18 protein-coding genes and 1 riboswitch are annotated in these 18446 nt (G+C 63.3%); of the genes, 3 read left to right on the top strand and 15 right to left on the bottom strand.

Annotated elements, in window-relative coordinates:
- Positions 1-40: 40 nt before the first annotated feature.
- A riboswitch (SAM riboswitch) is annotated at positions 41-120 on the top strand.
- Positions 121-190: 70 nt separating this feature from the next.
- Complete coding sequence (locus ACFXS9_RS36715; RefSeq protein WP_392697981.1) at positions 191-1384, top strand: O-succinylhomoserine sulfhydrylase; 1194 nt, start codon at positions 191-193, stop codon at positions 1382-1384.
- 174 nt (positions 1385-1558) lie between these two features.
- Here ACFXS9_RS36715 and ACFXS9_RS36710 read toward each other — a convergent pair whose 3' ends face one another.
- From ACFXS9_RS36710 to ACFXS9_RS36700, 3 genes are read right to left on the bottom strand one after another with little or no spacing between them, the layout of a single operon-like run.
- Positions 1559-2557, bottom strand: a complete 999-nt coding sequence (locus ACFXS9_RS36710; protein ID WP_392697978.1) for an SGNH/GDSL hydrolase family protein — start codon at positions 2555-2557, stop codon at positions 1559-1561.
- A 45-nt stretch (positions 2558-2602) separates the two neighbouring features.
- Positions 2603-3364 (bottom strand): SGNH/GDSL hydrolase family protein, encoded by a 762-nt coding sequence (locus ACFXS9_RS36705; protein ID WP_392697976.1) that lies wholly within the window; start codon positions 3362-3364, stop codon positions 2603-2605.
- Positions 3361-4620, bottom strand: coding sequence for an OpgC domain-containing protein (locus tag ACFXS9_RS36700; protein WP_392697973.1), 1260 nt, complete (start codon positions 4618-4620; stop codon positions 3361-3363). Before ACFXS9_RS36700 ends, ACFXS9_RS36705 begins: the two co-directional genes overlap by 4 nt.
- Positions 4621-4871: 251 nt before the next feature.
- Between ACFXS9_RS36700 and apaG the strand changes: the two genes are divergently transcribed.
- Complete coding sequence (gene apaG, locus ACFXS9_RS36695; RefSeq protein WP_392697970.1) at positions 4872-5264, top strand: Co2+/Mg2+ efflux protein ApaG; 393 nt, start codon at positions 4872-4874, stop codon at positions 5262-5264.
- 112 nt (positions 5265-5376) lie between these two features.
- Here the strand turns inward: apaG and ACFXS9_RS36690 are convergent, their stop codons facing one another.
- The 3 genes from ACFXS9_RS36690 to ACFXS9_RS36680 form a co-directional block, all read right to left on the bottom strand.
- The gene (locus ACFXS9_RS36690; RefSeq protein ID WP_392697967.1) at positions 5377-6381 is read right to left on the bottom strand and encodes an Hsp33 family molecular chaperone; all 1005 of its coding nucleotides are present in this window, start codon (positions 6379-6381) and stop codon (positions 5377-5379) included.
- A 198-nt stretch (positions 6382-6579) separates the two neighbouring features.
- The gene (argF, locus tag ACFXS9_RS36685) at positions 6580-7506 is read right to left on the bottom strand and encodes an ornithine carbamoyltransferase (protein WP_392700202.1); all 927 of its coding nucleotides are present in this window, start codon (positions 7504-7506) and stop codon (positions 6580-6582) included.
- The gene (locus tag ACFXS9_RS36680) at positions 7506-8714 is read right to left on the bottom strand and encodes an aspartate aminotransferase family protein (RefSeq protein WP_392697964.1); all 1209 of its coding nucleotides are present in this window, start codon (positions 8712-8714) and stop codon (positions 7506-7508) included. Before ACFXS9_RS36680 ends, argF begins: the two co-directional genes overlap by 1 nt.
- Before the next feature lie 509 nt (positions 8715-9223).
- Between ACFXS9_RS36680 and ACFXS9_RS36675 the strand changes: the two genes are divergently transcribed.
- Entirely contained in the window at positions 9224-9733 is a 510-nt protein-coding gene (locus ACFXS9_RS36675; RefSeq protein ID WP_028351833.1) for a GcrA family cell cycle regulator, read from the top strand.
- 197 nt (positions 9734-9930) lie between these two features.
- Here ACFXS9_RS36675 and phoB read toward each other — a convergent pair whose 3' ends face one another.
- From phoB to ACFXS9_RS36630, 9 genes are all read right to left on the bottom strand, one after another.
- Entirely contained in the window at positions 9931-10635 is a 705-nt protein-coding gene (gene phoB, locus ACFXS9_RS36670) for a phosphate regulon transcriptional regulator PhoB (RefSeq protein ID WP_392697961.1), read from the bottom strand.
- A 10-nt stretch (positions 10636-10645) separates the two neighbouring features.
- Positions 10646-11362: a phosphate signaling complex protein PhoU gene (gene phoU, locus ACFXS9_RS36665; protein WP_392697958.1), complete on the bottom strand. Its 717-nt coding sequence runs from the start codon at positions 11360-11362 to the stop codon at positions 10646-10648.
- 104 nt (positions 11363-11466) lie between these two features.
- Positions 11467-12288 carry a phosphate ABC transporter ATP-binding protein PstB gene (gene pstB, locus ACFXS9_RS36660; protein WP_392697956.1) on the bottom strand — a complete coding sequence of 274 codons (822 nt, stop codon included), beginning with the start codon at positions 12286-12288 and terminating at the stop codon, positions 11467-11469.
- Positions 12285-13130 carry a phosphate ABC transporter permease PstA gene (gene pstA, locus ACFXS9_RS36655; protein WP_392697953.1) on the bottom strand — a complete coding sequence of 282 codons (846 nt, stop codon included), beginning with the start codon at positions 13128-13130 and terminating at the stop codon, positions 12285-12287. The genes pstB and pstA overlap by 4 nt, the downstream gene beginning before the upstream one ends.
- 1 nt (position 13131) lies before the next feature.
- On the bottom strand, positions 13132-14130 hold the full coding sequence (pstC, locus tag ACFXS9_RS36650; RefSeq protein ID WP_392697950.1) for a phosphate ABC transporter permease subunit PstC: 999 nt from the start codon (positions 14128-14130) through the stop codon (positions 13132-13134).
- A gap of 185 nt (positions 14131-14315) precedes the next feature.
- On the bottom strand, positions 14316-15326 hold the full coding sequence (gene pstS, locus ACFXS9_RS36645) for a phosphate ABC transporter substrate-binding protein PstS (protein ID WP_392697947.1): 1011 nt from the start codon (positions 15324-15326) through the stop codon (positions 14316-14318).
- A 139-nt stretch (positions 15327-15465) separates the two neighbouring features.
- Entirely contained in the window at positions 15466-16767 is a 1302-nt protein-coding gene (locus ACFXS9_RS36640) for an ATP-binding protein (RefSeq protein WP_392697944.1), read from the bottom strand.
- Between the two features lie 46 nt (positions 16768-16813).
- Positions 16814-17872, bottom strand: a complete 1059-nt coding sequence (locus tag ACFXS9_RS36635) for a lysylphosphatidylglycerol synthase domain-containing protein (RefSeq protein WP_392697941.1) — start codon at positions 17870-17872, stop codon at positions 16814-16816.
- A gap of 277 nt (positions 17873-18149) precedes the next feature.
- Positions 18150-18446 (bottom strand): hypothetical protein, encoded by a 297-nt coding sequence (locus ACFXS9_RS36630; protein WP_392697938.1) that lies wholly within the window; start codon positions 18444-18446, stop codon positions 18150-18152.

Here is an 18446-nt window from a genome sequence, read left to right as displayed (position 1 = left end):
TGGCTGCCTTGACTGAAAGGGCGCAAGCGAATATCAGCATGACTTATCCCGTGGTGATTTGAGCCGGCCGGCTTGCAGCCACGTTAAATAAGTAGCTAAACAGGCCGGGGACACGTGTGATCCCGGCCTGTGGAAATTCTTCCAGGCCGGTTTTTTGTGACCATTTTCCGGTGGTCACGACGGAGGTCACATGTCTGAAGTTGGTTCTACCAAGCGTTTTCGTCCCGAAACCCGCCTCGTCCATGGCGGCACGCTGCGCTCGCAATTCGGCGAGACGTCGGAAGCGCTGTTCCTCACCCAAGGCTATGTCTACGACAGCGCGGAGCAGTGCGAGGCGCGCTTCAAGGGCGAGGATCCCGGCTTTATCTATTCGCGCTATTCCAATCCTACGATTTCAATGTTCGAGCGCCGAATGATCGAGCTCGAAGGCGCGGAAGCTGCTCGCTCCACCGCCACCGGCATGGCCGCGGTGACGACCGCGATCCTCGCACCGCTCAGGGCCGGCGATCATGTGGTGGCCTCGAAAGCCCTGTTCGGCTCGTGCCTTTACGTCGTGCAGGACCTCCTGCCGCGCTACGGGATCGAAACGACGCTGGTCGACGGCCTCGATCTCGCCCAATGGCAGCGCGCATTGCGGCCCAACACCAAGACCTTCTTCCTGGAGAGCCCGACCAACCCGACGCTGGATGTGCTCGATATTCCGGCGATTGCCGAGATCGCGCACAAGGGCGGCGCACGGCTGGTCGTCGATAACGTTTTTGCCACGCCGATCTGGCAGAGCCCGCTTTCGCTCGGCGCCGATGTCGTGGTCTACTCCGCAACCAAACATATCGACGGTCAAGGGCGCTGCCTCGGCGGCATTATTCTCTCGTCCGAAGCCTTCATCGCAGAGCACATTCACAACTTCATGCGCCAGACCGGGCCATCGCTCTCGCCCTTCAACGCGTGGGTCCTGCTCAAGGGACTGGAGACGCTGGGCGTGCGGGTACGGGCGCAGACCGACAACGCGGCGAAAATCGCCGAGGCGTTGGCAAGCCATCCGAAGATTGCGCGATTGATCTATCCTGGCCGCGCCGATCATCCGCAGGCGGAGCTGGTGAAGAAGCAAATGCGCGGCGGCTCGACGCTGATCGGCTTCGAGGTCAAGGGCGGCAAGGCGGCCGCCTTCCGGGTCCTCAATGCGTTGCAGATCTCGCGCATCTCCAACAATCTCGGCGACAGCAAGAGCCTCGTCACCCATCCTGCGACCACGACGCATCAACGGCTGACGCCGGAGGCGCGCGCCGAGCTCGGCATCAGCGAAGGCTTTATCCGCTTCTCGGCCGGGCTCGAGCATGCGGATGATCTGATCGAGGACTTTGCGCAGGCGCTGGAGAAGGCGTGAGCTCGCTACGCGCGTAGCCACACAACAGGCGTCGTCCCTGCGAACGCAGGGACCCATAACCACAGGGTGCGGTGAGTTAAGCAAGGCGTCAACCAACCACCGCTTCTAATCGCCGGGGCTGCGGCGTATGGGTCCCCTGCGTTCGCAGGGACGACGGCGCGGATCGTGCTTCGGCTACATCGGCCGATAGGCTCGCACGTCCGACGGCACGGCGACGCCGAGCTTGATCTGGCCGACCGACTTGATGATGTCGTCGCCGAGCAGTTGGGCGAAGCAGGCATAGCCCCAATCGCTCATGTGCAGGCCGTCGGCGATCACGAAATTCTCGATCGGAATCGCCTGCCGCTCGTGCCAGTCCTTCATCACCGCGAAGCGCGGGAAGACGCCGACCTTGCGAAGCTCGGCCGTCTTGTTCAGCAGCTTCATCATCTTGCCGGCGCTTTCGGCGTGCTCGTTGACCCGCGGCGAATATTGCGGATCGATCAGCACGACGTCGGAGCCCGCAGCCTGAATGCGTGCGATGCCTTCGTCGATGAGCTTGACGGTCTCGGCAGGATCGAGGTTGCGCAGCACCGCATTGGTGCCGACCTGCCAGATCACCAGATCCGGATGCAAGTCGATCACGGAGGTCTGCAGCCGCTTCATCATTTCCGGCGCGTCCTCGCCGCCCTTGCCGGCATTGACGACGGAGATGTCGGCCGTCGGATATTTGCGACGTAGCTGCGCCGCGAGCCGGTTCGGATAAGTGAATTCCGGTGAACTGGAGCCGTACCCCTGGGTCGATGACGATCCGAAAGCGACGATCACCACTGGCTGCCCCGCGACGAGCTTGTTCGCGACACGCGGCAGCGATCCCATCGCTTTGGAAGCGCCCTTCGGCGGCAGGCAGGGAACGCGGCTGAAGATGTCGCCGGCCGATTTCGCGACTTCCTTCACCTTGTCGATCGCTTTGCCGGTGACGCCCTTCTGCGCGGCCGGATTGCCAGTAGCCGCCGGCGCAGCCAGCGGCGGAACGCTTTCAGCCGAGGGTTTCTTTTCCGGGTCGTTTTCGGCTTTGGCGCCATCGGACAGCGTCGCCTGCTGGCCGGTTTGTTGCGAAGGCGTCTGGGCATGCAGCGGCAACACCGAGGCAGGAATCAACAGCGCGAGGCCCGCGGCGAAGACAGTCAGCAATGTCGACAAACGAAAAGGGCAGTGAGAACTCATTAACGCCGGTTCCTAGTTCTGCTGCGCCTGATCGAGGCGGGCCGCATCGAGCACGAATTTCGACAGCGCGCGGCCGAGGCAGGCATGAACCCTCTTGGCCATGTCGGTGCCATGAAAGGTACTGAACAGATCGAAATCTCCAGCGTCGTTCCAGTGGCGCATGATGGCGAACCGATCGAACAGCGGAACATTATGCTGCTGCGCCACCACGCGCATATTATCTAGGTACGGCGGCGCCGAAATCATCGTTTCCGTGCGCGGGCTGTATTGCAGATTGACCAAAACCACGTCGGCTCCGGCATTTTGCAGCGCAGCAACGCCCTCGTCGACGGCGCCGCGAAAATCGTCGGGATCGACGGATCGCATAGCATCGACGGTTCCGGTCTGCCAGATGACCAAAGTAGGCCGTTTTGCTTCCACCAGCTTAACGAGGCCTGCGTCCACCTCCTCGGCGGTCTTGCCGGTCTGTAGTTCTACGGAGAGATTGATTGGGGTGGAGGGCAACTTCTCCTTCAGCGCTGCCTGCAGCCTGGCCGGATAGGCGCTGTTTTCGGACGACAAGATGGTCGATGAGCGGCTGCCCACCACCAGGACGGTCAGCGGCCGGGCGTTCTTGACGGCCTCGGCCACCTTCGGAAGCGTGCTCTCGGTGGAGAGGAGGTAGGGGGGAACTTCGCAAGCCTGGGGGGCGGCATCCTGGGCACGAGCCAATCCGGCCGCTGCAAGGCCCGCAAGCAGCGTCAGGACCAGCACAGTTCCCGAGCCGGGCGTCATGCGCTTCCTCCGGCCATATCGGCGTTGATTGCCGTACTTTTCGTTTTCGAGGCTCCCTTGTCGGCCGAATGCTTGTACCACGAAATCACCCACGCCATGCCGCACATGATGAGGATACCGGCAAGACTGACCAGGGCATGCGTGAGGGCACCCCCACCGACTTCGGCCAACACGAAGTGTCCTGCAAAGGCCAGGAAGACGCCGAGGCAGAATATCTCAAGCGAGTGCTGGCCACACAGGATCAATGGTCGCAGCCAGCGCGATTTGAGGCCCGACCAATCCTTGGGCAGGAAGCGCACGGTGAGCGCGGCCAGCGCCAGGAAATGGGCAAACCGCAGCACGTCCAGATCCGTCTTGGTGATCGGGTACATCCACTGTTCGATCCGCTTGGGCATCAGGAAGCTGAGTTGCGGAATGTGCCAGGTGAGCGTGACGAAGAACGCCGCCAGCAGATAGGCAACGCAAATCCACAGCGTCACCGGCGACGACAGGATGCGGGACATGCGCTGCGCACCGCCCAGCGCACACCAGGCACCGAACACGAACAGCAACTGCCAGCAGAACGGATTGAATATCCAGAAACCGCTCGGATAGGCCGTGAGATACCAGTCGAAGTGCCAGGTCAGCGCGTAGAGCAGCACCGATAGTCCCAGCGCGACGTCGGCCCGCCACTTCATCAGCCACAGGATGATCGGCAGAAACAGCATCAGCACGATGTAGAGCGGCAGCACGTCCATGTTGACCGGACGGAATCTGAGCAGCAGCGCCTGGATGATCGTAACGTCAGGCTGCTTGAGGAAATCCATGATGCCCATTTCCTCGCTGTAGAGCGGGTTCTCGAAACGGGTGGCGATGTAGGATATTTCCGCCAGGAAGATCGTGAACAGGAACACATGGGCGACGTAGATCTGCCACACGCGCCGCATGATGCGCGCGGTCGCCACCACGAAGCCGGCCTCGAGCATCGCGCGGCCGTAGACGAAGGCGGCGGTGTATCCGGAGATGAAGATGAAGATCTCGGTGGCGTCGGAAAATCCGTAGTTGCGGATCGTGAACCAGGTCAGGATGTTGGTCGGCAGATGGTCGATGAAGATCAGCCACAGCGCCATGCCGCGAAACAGGTCGAGCCGCAATTCGCGCTCGCCAGCTACCGGGAACGCAATCGCCGGCGCGGAAGATGCAGCGGCGGCCTTGGCATCGCCGGCCTTGGCATCGCTGCGAGGCGTTCCGGCGACTGGATCGGCAATGGACGACATCTGGCACCGTTTGGGCAGTTGAGCTTCTACGCGTGCACTGTCCGGAAAAGACAATACCGGCCCGCAACTTGCACACCAGATACGCAAGGGATACGCAAGCGGAAGGTCCGGGGCCGGGCAGCGCGGCTGCGCTCTAGAACGGAACTATGTTGAAACCGCGATGAAGCAAGCGGCAACCCGGCGCAGCGGAGATTGGTTCCCCCGGCATTCCCGGCTATGATGCGACACAGGATTTCCGGAAGCTTGCCCGCATGTACCGCGCCGTCACCCGCCAGATCGAAGTCACCGTCGAGCCGAACTTCCTTCCCGAGCGCTCGTCGATCGACAAGGGCCAGTATTTCTGGTCCTACACCATCGTCATCACCAATACCGGCGCCGAGACCGTGCAGCTTCGTACCCGGCACTGGATCATCACCGACGCCACCGGCCGCAAGCAGGAAGTCCGCGGCGAGGGCGTGGTCGGCGAGCAGCCTGTTTTGGCGCCAGGCGAACGCTTCGAATATACCAGCGGCGTGCCGCTGCCGACCGCATCGGGCTTCATGACCGGGCGCTATCAAATGGTCAGCGAAAGCGGCGAGCGTTTCGAGATCGACGTGCCGACGTTCTCGCTGGACAGCCCGGATAATAAGCGGGTGTTGAATTGACGAGCGGCCCTCATATGAGAGTAGGCAAAGCGCAAGCGTGCCCACCATCAAGCGTGCTCGATGATGGATGGTGGGCACGGCGCTGGCGCGCCTTTGCCCACCCTACGGCCCCCTACTCCTCCACGCCCGCTTCATGCGGGGTGAACTGGTAGACCGAGGAGCAGAACTCGCAGGTCACCACCACTTTGTCGTCCTTGACCATCTCGGCGCGGTCTTTCGGTGCAAAGCTTTTCAGCATCGCGGAGACCGCCTCGCGCGAGCAGGAGCATTGTGCGCGCAAGGAGAGCGGCGAGAACACGCGCACGCCGCGCTCGTGAAACAGGCGATACAGCAGGCGCTCGCCCGACAGATCGGGATCGATCAGTTCGACATCCTCGACGGTGCCGATCAGCGACTGACCTTCCACCCATGCGTCGTCTTCCGCCACCTGATGCGTCACCGCGCCTTCCGGCACGTCGCCCGGATGCAGGTCGGCCTGCCGCGCCCGCTCGGGCGCCTGCGGCAGGAATTGCAGCAGCATGCCTCCGGCGCGCCAGCGATGCTTGCCGCCGTCGCCGCCGCGCCATTCCTCGCCGACCGCAAGCCGCACGCGGGTCGGGATCTGCTCGGAGCGCAGGAAATATTCATGCGCGGCATCCTCGAGGCTGCCGCCGTCGAGCGCCACCAGTCCCTGGTAGCGGCTCATGTCCGCGCCCTGATCGATGGTCATTGCGAGATGGCCCTTGCCGAGCAGGGCGCCTGAATCCTGCCCGTCCTTCAGCCGCCTTGCGTCGTAGCGCGCATAGGCGCGCAGCCGATCCGGCGACTGGAAATCCACGATCAGAAACGACACCGGACCGTCGGTCTGCGTCTGCAAAATGAAACGGCCATCGAACTTTAGCGCCGAACCAAGCAGCGTCGCCAGCACGATCACTTCACCAAGCAATTTTCCGACCGGCGCCGGATAATCGTGCTTGGTCAGGATGTCGTCGAGCGCGGGGCCGAGCCGGGTCAGCCGTCCGCGCTGGTCGAGCGAGGCGACCTCGAACGGCAGCACCGCATCATCGACGGGAACGGACGAGGGCGCGCGGATTGGCGCCTCGATCGTGATTTTCATGTCGGGGGATTCAGGAACCATGGCGCTCTATCTGGGGATTCGGAATGCAAAACGGAAGGGGCTTGAGAGCAGCGAAACTATCTCCAGCGAATGCAGGGACCCATAACCACAGGGCGTCGTGAGTCAGGCAGAGCGTCAGCCACTGCCTTCAATCATCTGGGCCGCGGCGTATGGGTCCCTGCGTCCGCAGGGACGACGGAGCCGCAGGGACGACAACGCTCATGCCACTTCGTTAAAGCACCAGGCCAGAATGCCTTTCTGCGCATGCAGGCGATTTTCGGCTTCGTCGAACACGACCGACTGCGCGCCGTCGATCACTTCATCGGTGACCTCCTCGCCGCGATGGGCGGGCAGGCAGTGCATGAAGATCGCGTCCTTTTTCGCCAGCGACATCAGCTTCGCATTGACCTGATAGGGCTTCAGCACATTGTGGCGATGTTCGCCGTCCTTGTCGCCCATCGAGACCCACGTATCCGTAACAACGCAATCGGCGCCGCGCACGGCGGCTTCGGGATCGGTGCCGAGCACGATCGGCGCCTGCGTCGCCTTGATCCAGTCCTTCATCGCCTTGTTCGGCGCAAGCTGCGGCGGGGTTGCGACATTGAGCTTGAACTTGAAACGCTCGGCTGCATGCGCCCACGAGGCCAGCACGTTGTTGTCGTCGCCGGTCCAGGCCACGGTCCTGCCCTCGATCGGCCCGCGATGCTCCTCGAAGGTCATCAGGTCGGCCATCACCTGGCAGGGATGCGAGCGCCGTGTCAGGCCGTTGATCACGGGCACGGTGGCGTGCGCGGCTAATTCCAGGAGCGCGTCGTGGTTAAGGATGCGGATCATGATCGCATCGACATAGCGCGACAGCACGCGCGCGGTGTCGGCGATGGTTTCGCCGCGGCCGAGCTGCATCTCGGCACCGGTCAGCATGATGGATTCGCCGCCGAGCTGGCGCATGCCGACGTCGAACGACACCCGGGTGCGGGTCGAGGGGCGTTCGAAGATCATCGCCAGCGTCTTGCCTTCGAGCGGCTTCTTGCCCTTCTCATGCGCTTTCAGCTTCGCCTTCATGGTGGCGCTCAAGGCCAGCATGCTGCGCAATTCGTCTAACGGCAGCTCGTTGATGTCGAGGAAGTGACGGACGGACTTGCTCATCATCCCGCCGCCTTCTTCAACTGGCCAGCGGACAGCGCGACACAGGCGCGCTCCAACCTTTGCACGGATTCCTCGATCTCGGCCTCGGTGACGATCAGCGGCGCCAGGAACCGCACCACATTGTCGCCGGCGCCGACGGTAAGCAATTTCTCGTCGCGCAATGCGTTGACGAGATCGCCCGACGGCACCACAGCCTTGACGCCGACCAAAAGCCCCTCGCCGCGCACTTCCGACAGCACGGCGGGATAGCGGTCGACGACGGAGGCCAGTTTCTGTTTCAACAGCAGCGACATCTTCTGCACGTGATCGAAGAAGCCGGGCTTCAGCATCACGTCGAGCAAGGCATTGGCGGCTGCGATCGCCAGCGGATTGCCGCCGAAGGTCGAGCCGTGCGAGCCCGGCGTCATGCCGCTTGCGGCTTCCGCCGTCGCCAGCACCGCGCCGATCGGGAAACCGCCGCCCAACGCTTTGGCCAGCGACATCACATCCGGTGTCACGCCGACGCGCTTATAGGCAAAGAGATCGCCGGTGCGGCCCATGCCGGTCTGCACCTCGTCGAACGCGAGCAACAGGCCCTTCTCGTCGCAGAGCTGGCGCAGTGCCTTGAAGAAAGACTGCGGCGCGGAGCGCACGCCGCCCTCGCCCTGCACCGGCTCGATCAGGATGCCCGCGGTCTGCGGGCCGATCGCTTTCTTGACCGCTTCGAGATCGCCATGCGGCACCTGGTCGAAACCGTCCATCGGCGGCCCAAAGCCTTCGAGATATTTGGCGGAGCCGGTTGCTGCGAGCGTGCCCAGGGTGCGGCCATGGAAGGCGCCCTCGAAGGTGACGAGACGATAGCGCTCGGGATGGCCCTTGGAGAATTGATAGCGGCGCACGACCTTGATCACGCCTTCCATCGCCTCCGCGCCGGAATTGCAGAAGAACACGAGGTCGGCAAAGCTCTGCTCGCAGAGCCGCGCGGCGAGCTTCTCGCCATCGGGCGACTTGAACAGGTTCGACATGTGCCAGAGTTTCGTCGACTGCTCCTGCAGCGCCGCGATCAGGTGCGGATGGCAGTGACCGAGCGCATTCACCGCGACGCCCGAGGTGAAGTCCAAATAGCGCTCGCCATTGGTGGCGGTCAGCCAGCAGCCCTCGCCGCGTTCAGATCCGAGATCGACCCTGGCGAAGACGGGGAGCAGATGCGACGTGGCGCTATTGGTCATGGCAATCACTGAGGTTTGAGACCGGCCTTTAAGACCTGCCTTTGAGACCTGCCGCGAGCGTGCATTGGCGCGAACGCGGCAACAGCCGGTCTTGCGAAAACGAAACGTGCCGCCTCTTAAGGGCGGCACGTGAGAGGCATTCTATGTGGGCGTGGGGCGCTGTCAACACGCCACGGAGCCGCCTTTCCTGCAGTGCAAGGTGCTAAAATCCGTAAGATTGCGGTGTGGTGGAAAACACGCAGTGAAATGCCTAGATGTCAGAACATGTGGACGTTCGGGCCCGGACTCTTGCGCCCGAGTCACGCCATATTGTAGCCTTTGGGCTGTCGGGTACGACATCTCGTGCGGCAGTTCTGATCCCTTAGAGTCCTTTTTGTGCAGGCGTAAACGTTCGGCGCGGTTAGCGCGTCCGGCGAGGGCTAAGGGATTCTGACCGCAGGGATTTTTGAGACGAATGACTCGCCAGCGCTGCCCCCGATTGGCCGGCGCGATGCGAAGGGAAGAGTACGATGACGGTTTTGACCTGGTCCGACGATCGCGTCGAACAGCTTAAGAAGCTCTGGGAAGCCGGACTGTCGGCGAGCCAGATCGCCGCGGAACTTGGAAATGTGACGCGAAACGCCGTGATCGGCAAAGTGCACCGGCTGGGCCTTTCCGGCCGTGCCAAGAGCCCCTCCTCGGCCGCCCCGCGGCAGCGCAAGGCACGCCCCGCCCAGCCGATGATGCGGGTGTCGCGCCCGGTCTCGCGCGGCAACACCGCGCTGGCACACGCCTTCGAAGTCGAGATGGAGCCGGATCCGATCGCCTTCGACAACGTCGTGCCGATGAGCCAGCGGCTGTCGCTGCTCGAACTGAACGAGGCCACCTGCCACTGGCCGGTCGGCGATCCCTCGAGCCCGGAATTCTTCTTCTGCGGCGGCAAGGCGCTCACGGGCCTGCCCTATTGCGCCCACCACTCGCGCATCGCCTACCAGCCCGCCGCCGATCGGCGGAGGCAGCAGCCGAAGCAAACCAGGTAAGGGCGCGCGCCGTTATCTCAACGATGTCGTCCCTGCGAACGCAGGGACCCATAATCACAGTTGTCTGTGGTTATGCTTCGCTGGAGCTCCAGCGCATTTCAACAATCTAGATTTGTGGTTATGAATCCCCGCGCCCCGTGCGCAATTGCGCACTAGGCGGGGACGACGGTTGAACTCGTGGCGACGACAGTAGAGCGCTACGGCTCCACCTTCGCAAACCGGTCGTCCAGCGCGTAACCTGCGCCGCGGACGGTGCGGATCGGATCCTGCTCGCGGCCGGGGTTGAGCAGTTTGCGTAGGCGGCCGATGTGGACGTCGACGGTGCGCTCATCGATATAGATGTCGCGGCCCCAGACGCTGTCGAGCAACTGCTCGCGGCTGAAGACGCGGCCGGGATGCTCGAGGAAAAATTCCAGCAGGCGATACTCGGTCGGGCCGAGATCGATCTGGCGGCCCGAACGCGCGACGCGGCGTTTTTCGCGATCGAGTTCAATGTCGCCATAGGTCAGCACGGTGGCGAGCCGCTCGGGGCTTGCCCGCCGCAACAGGCCCTTTACCCGCGCCAGCAGTTCCGGAACCGAGAACGGCTTGACGATGTAATCGTCGGCGCCGGTCGCCAGCCCCCGCACGCGCTCGCTCTCCTCGCCGCGCGCGGTCAGCATGATGATCGGCAATTGCTTGGTCTCGGGGCGAGCCCTCAAGCGGCGGCACAGCTCGATGCCGGAGAGCCCCGGCAGCATCCAGTCGAGCACGACGAGATCGGGCACGCGCTCCTTCAGCCGCGTGTCGGCGTCGTCGCCGCGGGCGACAGTTTCGACCTCATAACCTTCAGCGTCGAGGTTGTAGCGCAACAGCGTGGTCAGCGCTTCCTCATCCTCGACCACCATTATGCGCGCGCTCATCCTGCTTCCCTCAAGTGTTAGGTACGGTCGTGGCAAAATTCGTCATGTCGCCCTTCGGGCGCTTGTCGAGCATCTGCTGACCCTCGATCATGTAGAACACGGTTTCGGCGATGTTGGTGGCGTGGTCGCCGATCCGCTCGATGTTCTTGGCGCAGAACATCAGGTGGATGCAGAACGAGATGTTGCGCGGATCCTCCATCATGTAGGTGAGGAGTTCGCGGAACAGCGAGGTGCAGATGGCGTCGACTTCCTCGTCGCCCTTCCACACCGCCATCGCCGCCGGCAGGTCGTGCGCGGCATAGGCGTCCAGCACCGACTTGACCTGCGACTGCACCAGATCCGTCATGTGCTCGAGGCCGCGCATCAGTTTCAGCGGCTGGAAATCGTTCTCCAGCGCCGCGACGCGCTTGCCCATGTTCTTGGCGAGGTCGCCGATTCGCTCCAGATCGGTGGCAACCCGCATCGAGCCGACGATCTCGCGCAGATCGATCGCCATCGGCTGGCGGCGGGCGATGGTCAGCACCGCGCGCTCCTCGATCAGATGCTGCAGGCGGTCGATCTCGACGTCGGTGGCGACGACGTGCTTGCCGAGCGCGACGTCGCGGCGGACCAGCGCGTCGACGGATTCGGTGATCATGCGCTCAGCAAGGCCGCCCATCTCGGCGACCAGACGCGTCAATTCCTGGAGGTCGCTGTCAAACGCCTTGGCGGTGTGTTCGGAAGCCATCTTCTATCTCCTCAAATCATGAGCCGATCGGACGGATCATGATTTCGTTTTCTTGTTGAGCATGATCTGTTCGAAAAAACGGTCCCCACTTTTCCGGATCATGCTCAGCCGAACCGGCCGGTGATGTAGTCCTGGGTACGTCGATCGCGCGGCGAGGTGAAAATCTTGTTGGTGTCGTCGAATTCGACCAGCTCGCCGAGATACATGAAGGCGGTCTTGTCCGAGACGCGCGCCGCCTGCTGCATGTTATGGGTGACGATGGCGATGGTGTAATCCTCCGCCAGTTCCTGGATCAGTTCCTCGATCTTGGCGGTCGAGATCGGATCCAGCGCCGAGCACGGTTCGTCGAACAGGATCACTTCGGGCCGCACCGCCACCGTGCGCGCGATGCAGAGCCGCTGCTGCTGACCGCCGGACAGCGAAAGGCCACTGGCGTTCAACTTGTCCTTGACCTCGTTCCACAGCGCGCCGCCGCGCAGCGCCTTCTCGACCCGGCCGTCCATCTCCGACTTGGAGATCTTCTCGTAGAGGCGGATGCCGAAGGCAATGTTCTCGTAGATCGTCATCGGGAACGGCGTCGGCTTCTGGAACACCATGCCGACGCGGGCCCGCAGCAGATTGAGATCGAGCCTGGGGTCGAGGACGTTGGTCTGGTCGAGCAAGAGCTGACCGGTGGCGCGCTGACCCGGATAGAGATCGTACATCCGGTTGAATATCCGCAGCAACGTGGATTTGCCGCAGCCGGACGGGCCGATAAAGGCGGTGACGCGATGGGTGCCGAGCGTCAGGTTGATGTCCTTCAGCGCATGGTGCTCGCCATAGTAGAAGTTCAGGCCGCGCGCGGTCACCTTCGGCGCGGCCTCGGGCAGCGCCGCCTGCGGAACGGGCCCGCTTGCGTTACTCACGGATACGGAGATGTCGGTCATTTGGATGTCCTCTCGGCGCCAAGAATGCGCGCGCCAATATTCAGCGCCAACACGGTGAGCGTGATCAGAAGCGCCCCGCTCCAGGCAAGCTGCTTCCAGTAGACATAGGGGCTCTGGACGAAGTTGTTGATGGTGACCGGCAGGTTCGCCATCGTCTTGGTCAGGTCCAGGCTGAAGAACTGGTTGGACAGCGCGGTGAACAATAGTGGCGCGGTTTCACCGGCGACGCGGGCGGTGGCCAGTAGAACGCCGGTGATCAGGCCGGCGCGCGCGGCGCGGTAGGCGATCCGCCGGATCACCAGCGAGCGCGGCATGCCGAGCGCGGAGGCCGCCTCACGCAAGGGATTGGGCACCAGTCCCAGCATGTCCTCGGTGGTGCGCACCACCACGGGGATCACGATCACGGCCAGCGCGAGGCAGCCGGCAAAGGCCGAGAAGCCACCCATCGGCACCACGATGGCGCCGTAGATGAACAGGCCGATGATGATCGACGGCGCGCTCAAGAGGATGTCGTTGATGAAGCGGATCACCGAGGTGAGCTTGTCGTGCTTGCCGTATTCGGCGAGATAGGTTCCCGCGAACAGACCGAGCGGCGCGCCGATGCCGACCCCGATCACGGTCATCATGATCGAGCCGATGATGGCGTTCCGAAGCCCGCCATCGGTCGAACCCGGCGGCGGCGTATCCTGCGTGAAGACCGCGAGATTGAGGCCGGCAAGACCGTTGTAGAACAGCGTGAACAGGATCAGCGCGAGCCAGGTGACGCCGAACAGCGCGGCGGCGAGGCACAGGAACTTGACGATGATATTGTTGCGGCGGCGGGACGCGTAGATCGGGTTCATGTCAGTTCCCCGCCTTCTTTTCCAGCCGCAACAGCATCAGCCGCGCCGCCGCGAGCACGCAGAACGTCAACACGAACAGGAGCAGGCCGAGCAGGATCAGGCCGGACTGGTGCAACCCGTCGCTCTCGGCGAATTCGGAGGCGATCGCGGCCGAGATCGTGGTGCCGGGCGCGAAGATCGAGGACTGTATCTTGAATGAATTGCCGATGATGAAGGTGACCGCCATGGTCTCGCCGAGCGCGCGGCCGAGCGCCAGCATGATGCCGCCGATCACGCCGACGCGCGTATAGGGGACGACAACATTGCGGACGACTTCCCAGGTGGTGCAGCCGACGCCGTAAGCCGCCTCTTTCAAGACCGGCGGCACCGTCTTGAAGACGTCGACCGAGATCGCGGTGATGAAGGGAAGCACCATAATCGCCAGGATCAGCGACGCATTGAACAGGCTGAGATAGGAAGGGGGACCTGCGAAGATCGTGCCCAGCACCGGGACGCCCTCGAAGACGCTGATCATGAAGGGCTGGAAGGTATTGGCCAGGAACGGGCCCAGCACGAAGAAGCCCCACATGCCGTAGATGATCGAGGGAATGCCGGCGAGCAGCTCGACCGCAAGCCCGATCGGACGGCGCAGCCAGATCGGGCAGATTTCGGTCAGGAACACTGCAATCCCGAGGCCGACGGGGATCGCGATCATCATCGCGATCACGGAGGTGATCAGCGTGCCGTAGACCGGGCCCAGCGCCCCCAATACCGGCGGGTCCGCCGACGGCGCCCAGCGCTGCGTCCACAGGAACGCCGCGCCATATTCCCGGATCGCCGGCCAGGCGCCGATGATCAGCGAAACGATGATGCCGCCGAGGATGAGGAGCACCGAGATCGCGCAGGCGCGCGTGATCCAGTAGAAGGCGACATCGCCAAGCTTGAAAGCGCTAAGGGCCCGGGCGCGATCATAGGGTCCGGCAGCTTCCATAACATCGCTTTCAACCGCCATTTCTGCCACGCTGGTCCCCTGCACTTCTACTTGATCTTGCTTGATCCGTCTCGTGCCCCGGATGCAGCGCAGCGAGGTAACAATGCGCTGCTAGGCCGGGGCCGAACTTGTTGGGCGACGTGCTCTTGGTGACGCGTGGGTCCCGGCTCTGCGGCGCAGCGTTGCACGCCGCGCCGCGTCCGGGACAAGAGTCATCAGCTCTTGATTTCCGACGACCAGGTCTTTTCGATCAGCTTGACGACCGAGTCCGGCATCGGAATGTAGTCGAGCTCTTCGGCCATCTTGTCGCCCTTCTCGAAGGCGTACTTGAAGAACTTGATGGCTTCCTGGGAGGCTGCCTTGTCGGTTGCAGCCTTGTGCATCAGGATGAAGGTCGCCGCAGTGATCGGCCAGGAGGCTTCGCCAGGCTGGTCAGTGAGGATCACGTAGTAGCCGGGAGCCTTGGCCCAGTCGGCGTTGGAAGCGGCCGCCTGGAAGGCTTCCATGGTCGGCTGCACGGTCTTGCCGGCCTTGTTGATCATCGCGGTGTGGGTCAGCTTGTTCTGCTTGGCGTAGGCATACTCGACGTAGCCGATCGCGTTCTTGGTCTGGCCGATATTGCCGGCGACGCCTTCATTGCCCTTGGCGCCGACGCCGACCGGCCATTCGACCGCGGTGCCCATACCGACCTTGGATTTCCATTCGGCGTTCGACTTCGAGAGATAGTCGGTGAAGTTGAAGGTGGTGCCCGAACCGTCGGAGCGACGAACCACGGTGATGGCATCTGCCGGCAGCTTCAGCTTCGGATTGAGCTTGGCGATCGCGGCATCGTCCCACTTCTTGATCTTGCCGAGATAAATGTCGCCGAGCACTTCGCCCGACAGCACCAGTTCGCCCGGCTTGATGCCTTCGAGGTTAACGACCGGCACGATCGCGCCCATCACCATCGGCCACTGCACCAGGCCGTCCTTTTCGAGTTGCTCGGCCTTCAGCGGCGCGTCGGTGGCGCCGAAGGTGACGGTCTTGGCCTGGATCTGCTTGATTCCGGCGCCGGAGCCGATCGACTGGTAGTTCAGACCGTTGCCGGTCTCCTTCTTGTAGGCGTCAGCCCACTTCGAATAGATCGGGAAGGGGAAGGTGGCGCCCGCGCCGGTGATATCGGCAGCGAAGGCCGAGGTCGACGCGGCGACCAGGCCGGCGGCGACGATTGTCCTGACGAAATTCATGGTTGATCTCCATTTCTGAGCGAAGCGCCGTTGCGCCCGATCGCGCTCATGCCGCCCGTGGTAGAAGCGGTCGATAGAGCTTTTACGAAGGTTCGATGACAGTTGGATGACATATACAAGCGATTGAAATCGCTCGTATTTACGCCGTCGTCGGGGGTTTCGCCGGAGGAAAACAGGCGGTGAAGGTGGCGCCGTTTTTGGGCACGCTTTCGATCAACAGCCGGCCGCGATGGCGGTTAAGAATATGTTTCACCAAGGATAAACCGAGCCCGGTTCCGCCCTGCGCGCGGCTGTCGCCGACATCGACCCGGTAGAAGCGTTCGGTCAGCCGCGGCAGGTGTTCCGGCGCGATGCCGGGGCCGAAATCGCGGACCATGACGCGCACTTCCGGCGCGCCCTCTCCCGCGGCGACCTGGTTCAGCGACACGATCACCCTCCCGCCGGACGCGCCATATTTGAGCGCGTTCTCGATCAGGTTCTCGAACAGCCGCAGCAGTTCCTCGCGATCGCCCGCAATCGCGACCGGCGCCTCCGGCAGATCGATCTCGATCGCGACCTGGCGTTCCCTGGCGAGCGGCTCCAGTCCGTCGGCGACCTGGCGAATGATCGGCACGATATCGACACAAGCTTCCGGGCGGACATGCGCCGACAGCTCGACCCGCGACAGCGACAGCAGGTCGTCGATCAGCCGCGCCATCCGCGTTGCCTGCGCATGCATGATGGAGAGAAAGCGCTCGCGCGCCTTGGCATCATCCTTGGCCGGGCCCTGCAGCGTATCGATGAAGCCCGACAGGGCGGCGAGCGGCGTGCGCAGCTCATGGCTGGCATTGGCGACGAAATCGGCGCGCATTTCCTCGACCCGCCGCAGCGGCGTCTGGTCGTGGAAGGTCATCAGCATGCATCGTTCGGTGCCGCCGAACAGCGTCGGCACCGGTACCGGCGTGATGATCAGTTCCATCCAGCGGTCGACCGGCACCTGGTCGAGATAGTTGGCGCGGCGCGGCTCGCTGGTCGCGATCGCCTCGCGCAATGCGGTGATGATCTCGGGAGAGCGCAGCGCGAACTGGGCGAGTTCGTTCTTGCGCAGCGCTGGCGCGAGCTGGGCGGCCGCGGCATTGAGATGAATGACGCGACCGGCGCGGTCGAGCAGCACGGCCGGGTCCGGCATGCCGGCAACGACCGCGCTGACGGCAGCAGATTCAACCGGACTGACGGCGCGGACATCCTCGCGGGAACCGACGGTATCATGCAGCCGCCACGGCACCAGCGCTGCGGCGGCGATGCAGATGAAGACCGCTACCGCACGCGCCAGCGAGAGATCGGCCAGCAGCACCAGCGCGCAAAGCGCCAGTCCGGCGGCCAACAGGATGATGGCCGAATGCCGCAACCGGTCCGGCCACGGTGCAAAGAAGGAGGAGGAGTTCGAATCGTCAATCGCCATGGACGCAGGCTTTCCTTCCGCTATTCGCGAGGCGCCCGCCACATCATCAGGCGCCGGTGTCTCCACGCTCGCGCACATAGACGGGGGCCTCATGCCTCGGCTCGGGGTCGGCGGCAGACGCCAACTGGCGCAGGCGCTTCGATCGCGCACCGATGATAATCTCCCGAAGCGTCAGCAAGATTACAGATATGACAAAAGGCCCAATATAATAGAGGACCCGGAACAGCAGCATGCCGGCGAGCAGGTCCTCCCGGTCCATCTGCCAGAGGCCGACCAGCATGGCGGCATCGAACACGCCGAGCCCGCCCGGCGAATGGCTGGCGAACCCCAACAGGGTGGCCGAGACGAAGATGACCGCGACGACGACAAAGCCGATATCGGGCTCGTCCGGCACCAGCATGTACATCGCCAGCGCACAGAAGCCGAGATCGACGATGCCGATGGCGATCTGCAGGAGCGTCAGCGGGCCGCCCGGCAGGGTGACCGTCCACGGTCCGCGGCCCACCCCGCGCGGCTGGGCCCAGACCCAGGCGACATAGCCGACCAGGGCGATGATGATTCCGAACGCCGCAACGCGGTTGAGCCAGGCCGGCAATTGATCGATCGCGGCCGCGGCTTCCGGGTGGTAGGCGATGCCCAGTCCCAATACCGCGGCATTGCCGAGCCAGAAGGTCAGCCCGGCCAGGAAGCAGATCTTGGCGACGTCGATCGCGTTCAAACCCCAGGCCGAATAAATCCGGTAGCGCACCGCGCCGCCGGTGAAGACGCTGGCGCCGACATTGTGCCCGATCGAATAGGAGGTGAAGGCGGCCAGCGCGTTGATGCGGTAGGGTACGTGGCGCTGGCCGATGGCGCGGACGGCGAACCAGTCATAGAAGGTGAGCGTGAAATAGCCCGCCGCCACGAACAGGGCCGCCAGCGCGATCCGCCGCGGCTCGGTGCCCTTGATGGCGTCGATCACCTCGTTGGTGTCGATGCCGCGGAGCATGTGATAGAGCACGTAGCACGCAACGGCGATGACCGTGATGCTGATAAGGACCCCGAGCTTATGCAGGACCTGTTTCTGGCGCAGAAACGAAGTTGCCCTGCGTATTGCTTCCAGCATCTACACCTCGAATTGCGCTTCTGCGACGACGGCAATGGCGCGAACCCCGCCGCCGCTACGCGGCTCCCTTGCCCCTCTGGTAGCGCGTTTTGGGCCGGAGTGGAATTCGCCTGACGACAATAAAACGCGCTTCTTCAACATATTAGGCGTGGTTGATGACGGCGGTAGCACAGTTTTACTGCATTCCCGCCGCCCGATGGGGGTTTCGGAGCATAGCCAGGACCGGTCAACAACCCGTGACAGTGACAGCGGTAAAACTGGCCGGCTCATGATGCGGTCAAGCCGGCGGCGCACTGCGCGAGACCACCCAGTCGCGCAACCATGACCCGACCGCACAGCCGCAGAGGTAGAGCGCGAACATGATCAGGCCGAGATCAAGCCAGTAGCCGAAACGGCCGGGCACGACGCGCGCGAGCGCGGCTGCAACCAGCACCGCGACCAAAGCCGAGAGCGCCCACCGCCATTTCCGCGAGATGCCTTCGCCGTGCTGAACCACGGATATCCAGCCCATGCCGAAGCCGAGCAGCACCGATGCCAAGAGCCAGCCCCAGTAGAATGTGGTCAGATAGGCCAT

The sequence above is a fragment of the Bradyrhizobium sp. RDI18 genome (assembly GCF_043203335.1).
Classification (GTDB): Bacteria; Pseudomonadota; Alphaproteobacteria; order Rhizobiales; family Xanthobacteraceae; genus Bradyrhizobium; species Bradyrhizobium retamae.
This window is presented reverse-complemented; position numbering and strand designations above follow the sequence as displayed.

Bases quoted from the DNA above. Each gene is read 5' to 3' on its own strand.
- ACFXS9_RS36715 (WP_392697981.1), top strand. From the start codon at position 191: ATGTCTGAAGTTGGTTCTACCAAGCGTTTTCGTCCCGAAACCCGCCTC.
- ACFXS9_RS36705 (WP_392697976.1), bottom strand. From the start codon at position 3,364: ATGACGCCCGGCTCGGGAACTGTGCTGGTCCTGACGCTGCTTGCGGGC.
- ACFXS9_RS36700 (WP_392697973.1), bottom strand. From the start codon at position 4,620: ATGTCGTCCATTGCCGATCCAGTCGCCGGAACGCCTCGCAGCGATGCC.
- apaG (WP_392697970.1), top strand. From the start codon at position 4,872: ATGTACCGCGCCGTCACCCGCCAGATCGAAGTCACCGTCGAGCCGAAC.
- ACFXS9_RS36690 (WP_392697967.1), bottom strand. From the start codon at position 6,381: ATGGTTCCTGAATCCCCCGACATGAAAATCACGATCGAGGCGCCAATC.
- argF (WP_392700202.1), bottom strand. From the start codon at position 7,506: ATGAGCAAGTCCGTCCGTCACTTCCTCGACATCAACGAGCTGCCGTTA.
- ACFXS9_RS36680 (WP_392697964.1), bottom strand. From the start codon at position 8,714: ATGACCAATAGCGCCACGTCGCATCTGCTCCCCGTCTTCGCCAGGGTC.
- ACFXS9_RS36675 (WP_028351833.1), top strand. From the start codon at position 9,224: ATGACGGTTTTGACCTGGTCCGACGATCGCGTCGAACAGCTTAAGAAG.
- phoB (WP_392697961.1), bottom strand. From the start codon at position 10,635: ATGAGCGCGCGCATAATGGTGGTCGAGGATGAGGAAGCGCTGACCACG.
- phoU (WP_392697958.1), bottom strand. From the start codon at position 11,362: ATGGCTTCCGAACACACCGCCAAGGCGTTTGACAGCGACCTCCAGGAA.
- pstB (WP_392697956.1), bottom strand. From the start codon at position 12,288: ATGACCGACATCTCCGTATCCGTGAGTAACGCAAGCGGGCCCGTTCCG.
- pstA (WP_392697953.1), bottom strand. From the start codon at position 13,130: ATGAACCCGATCTACGCGTCCCGCCGCCGCAACAATATCATCGTCAAG.
- pstS (WP_392697947.1), bottom strand. From the start codon at position 15,326: ATGAATTTCGTCAGGACAATCGTCGCCGCCGGCCTGGTCGCCGCGTCG.
- ACFXS9_RS36640 (WP_392697944.1), bottom strand. From the start codon at position 16,767: ATGGCGATTGACGATTCGAACTCCTCCTCCTTCTTTGCACCGTGGCCG.
- ACFXS9_RS36635 (WP_392697941.1), bottom strand. From the start codon at position 17,872: ATGCTGGAAGCAATACGCAGGGCAACTTCGTTTCTGCGCCAGAAACAG.
- ACFXS9_RS36630 (WP_392697938.1), bottom strand. From the start codon at position 18,446: ATGGCCTATCTGACCACATTCTACTGGGGCTGGCTCTTGGCATCGGTG.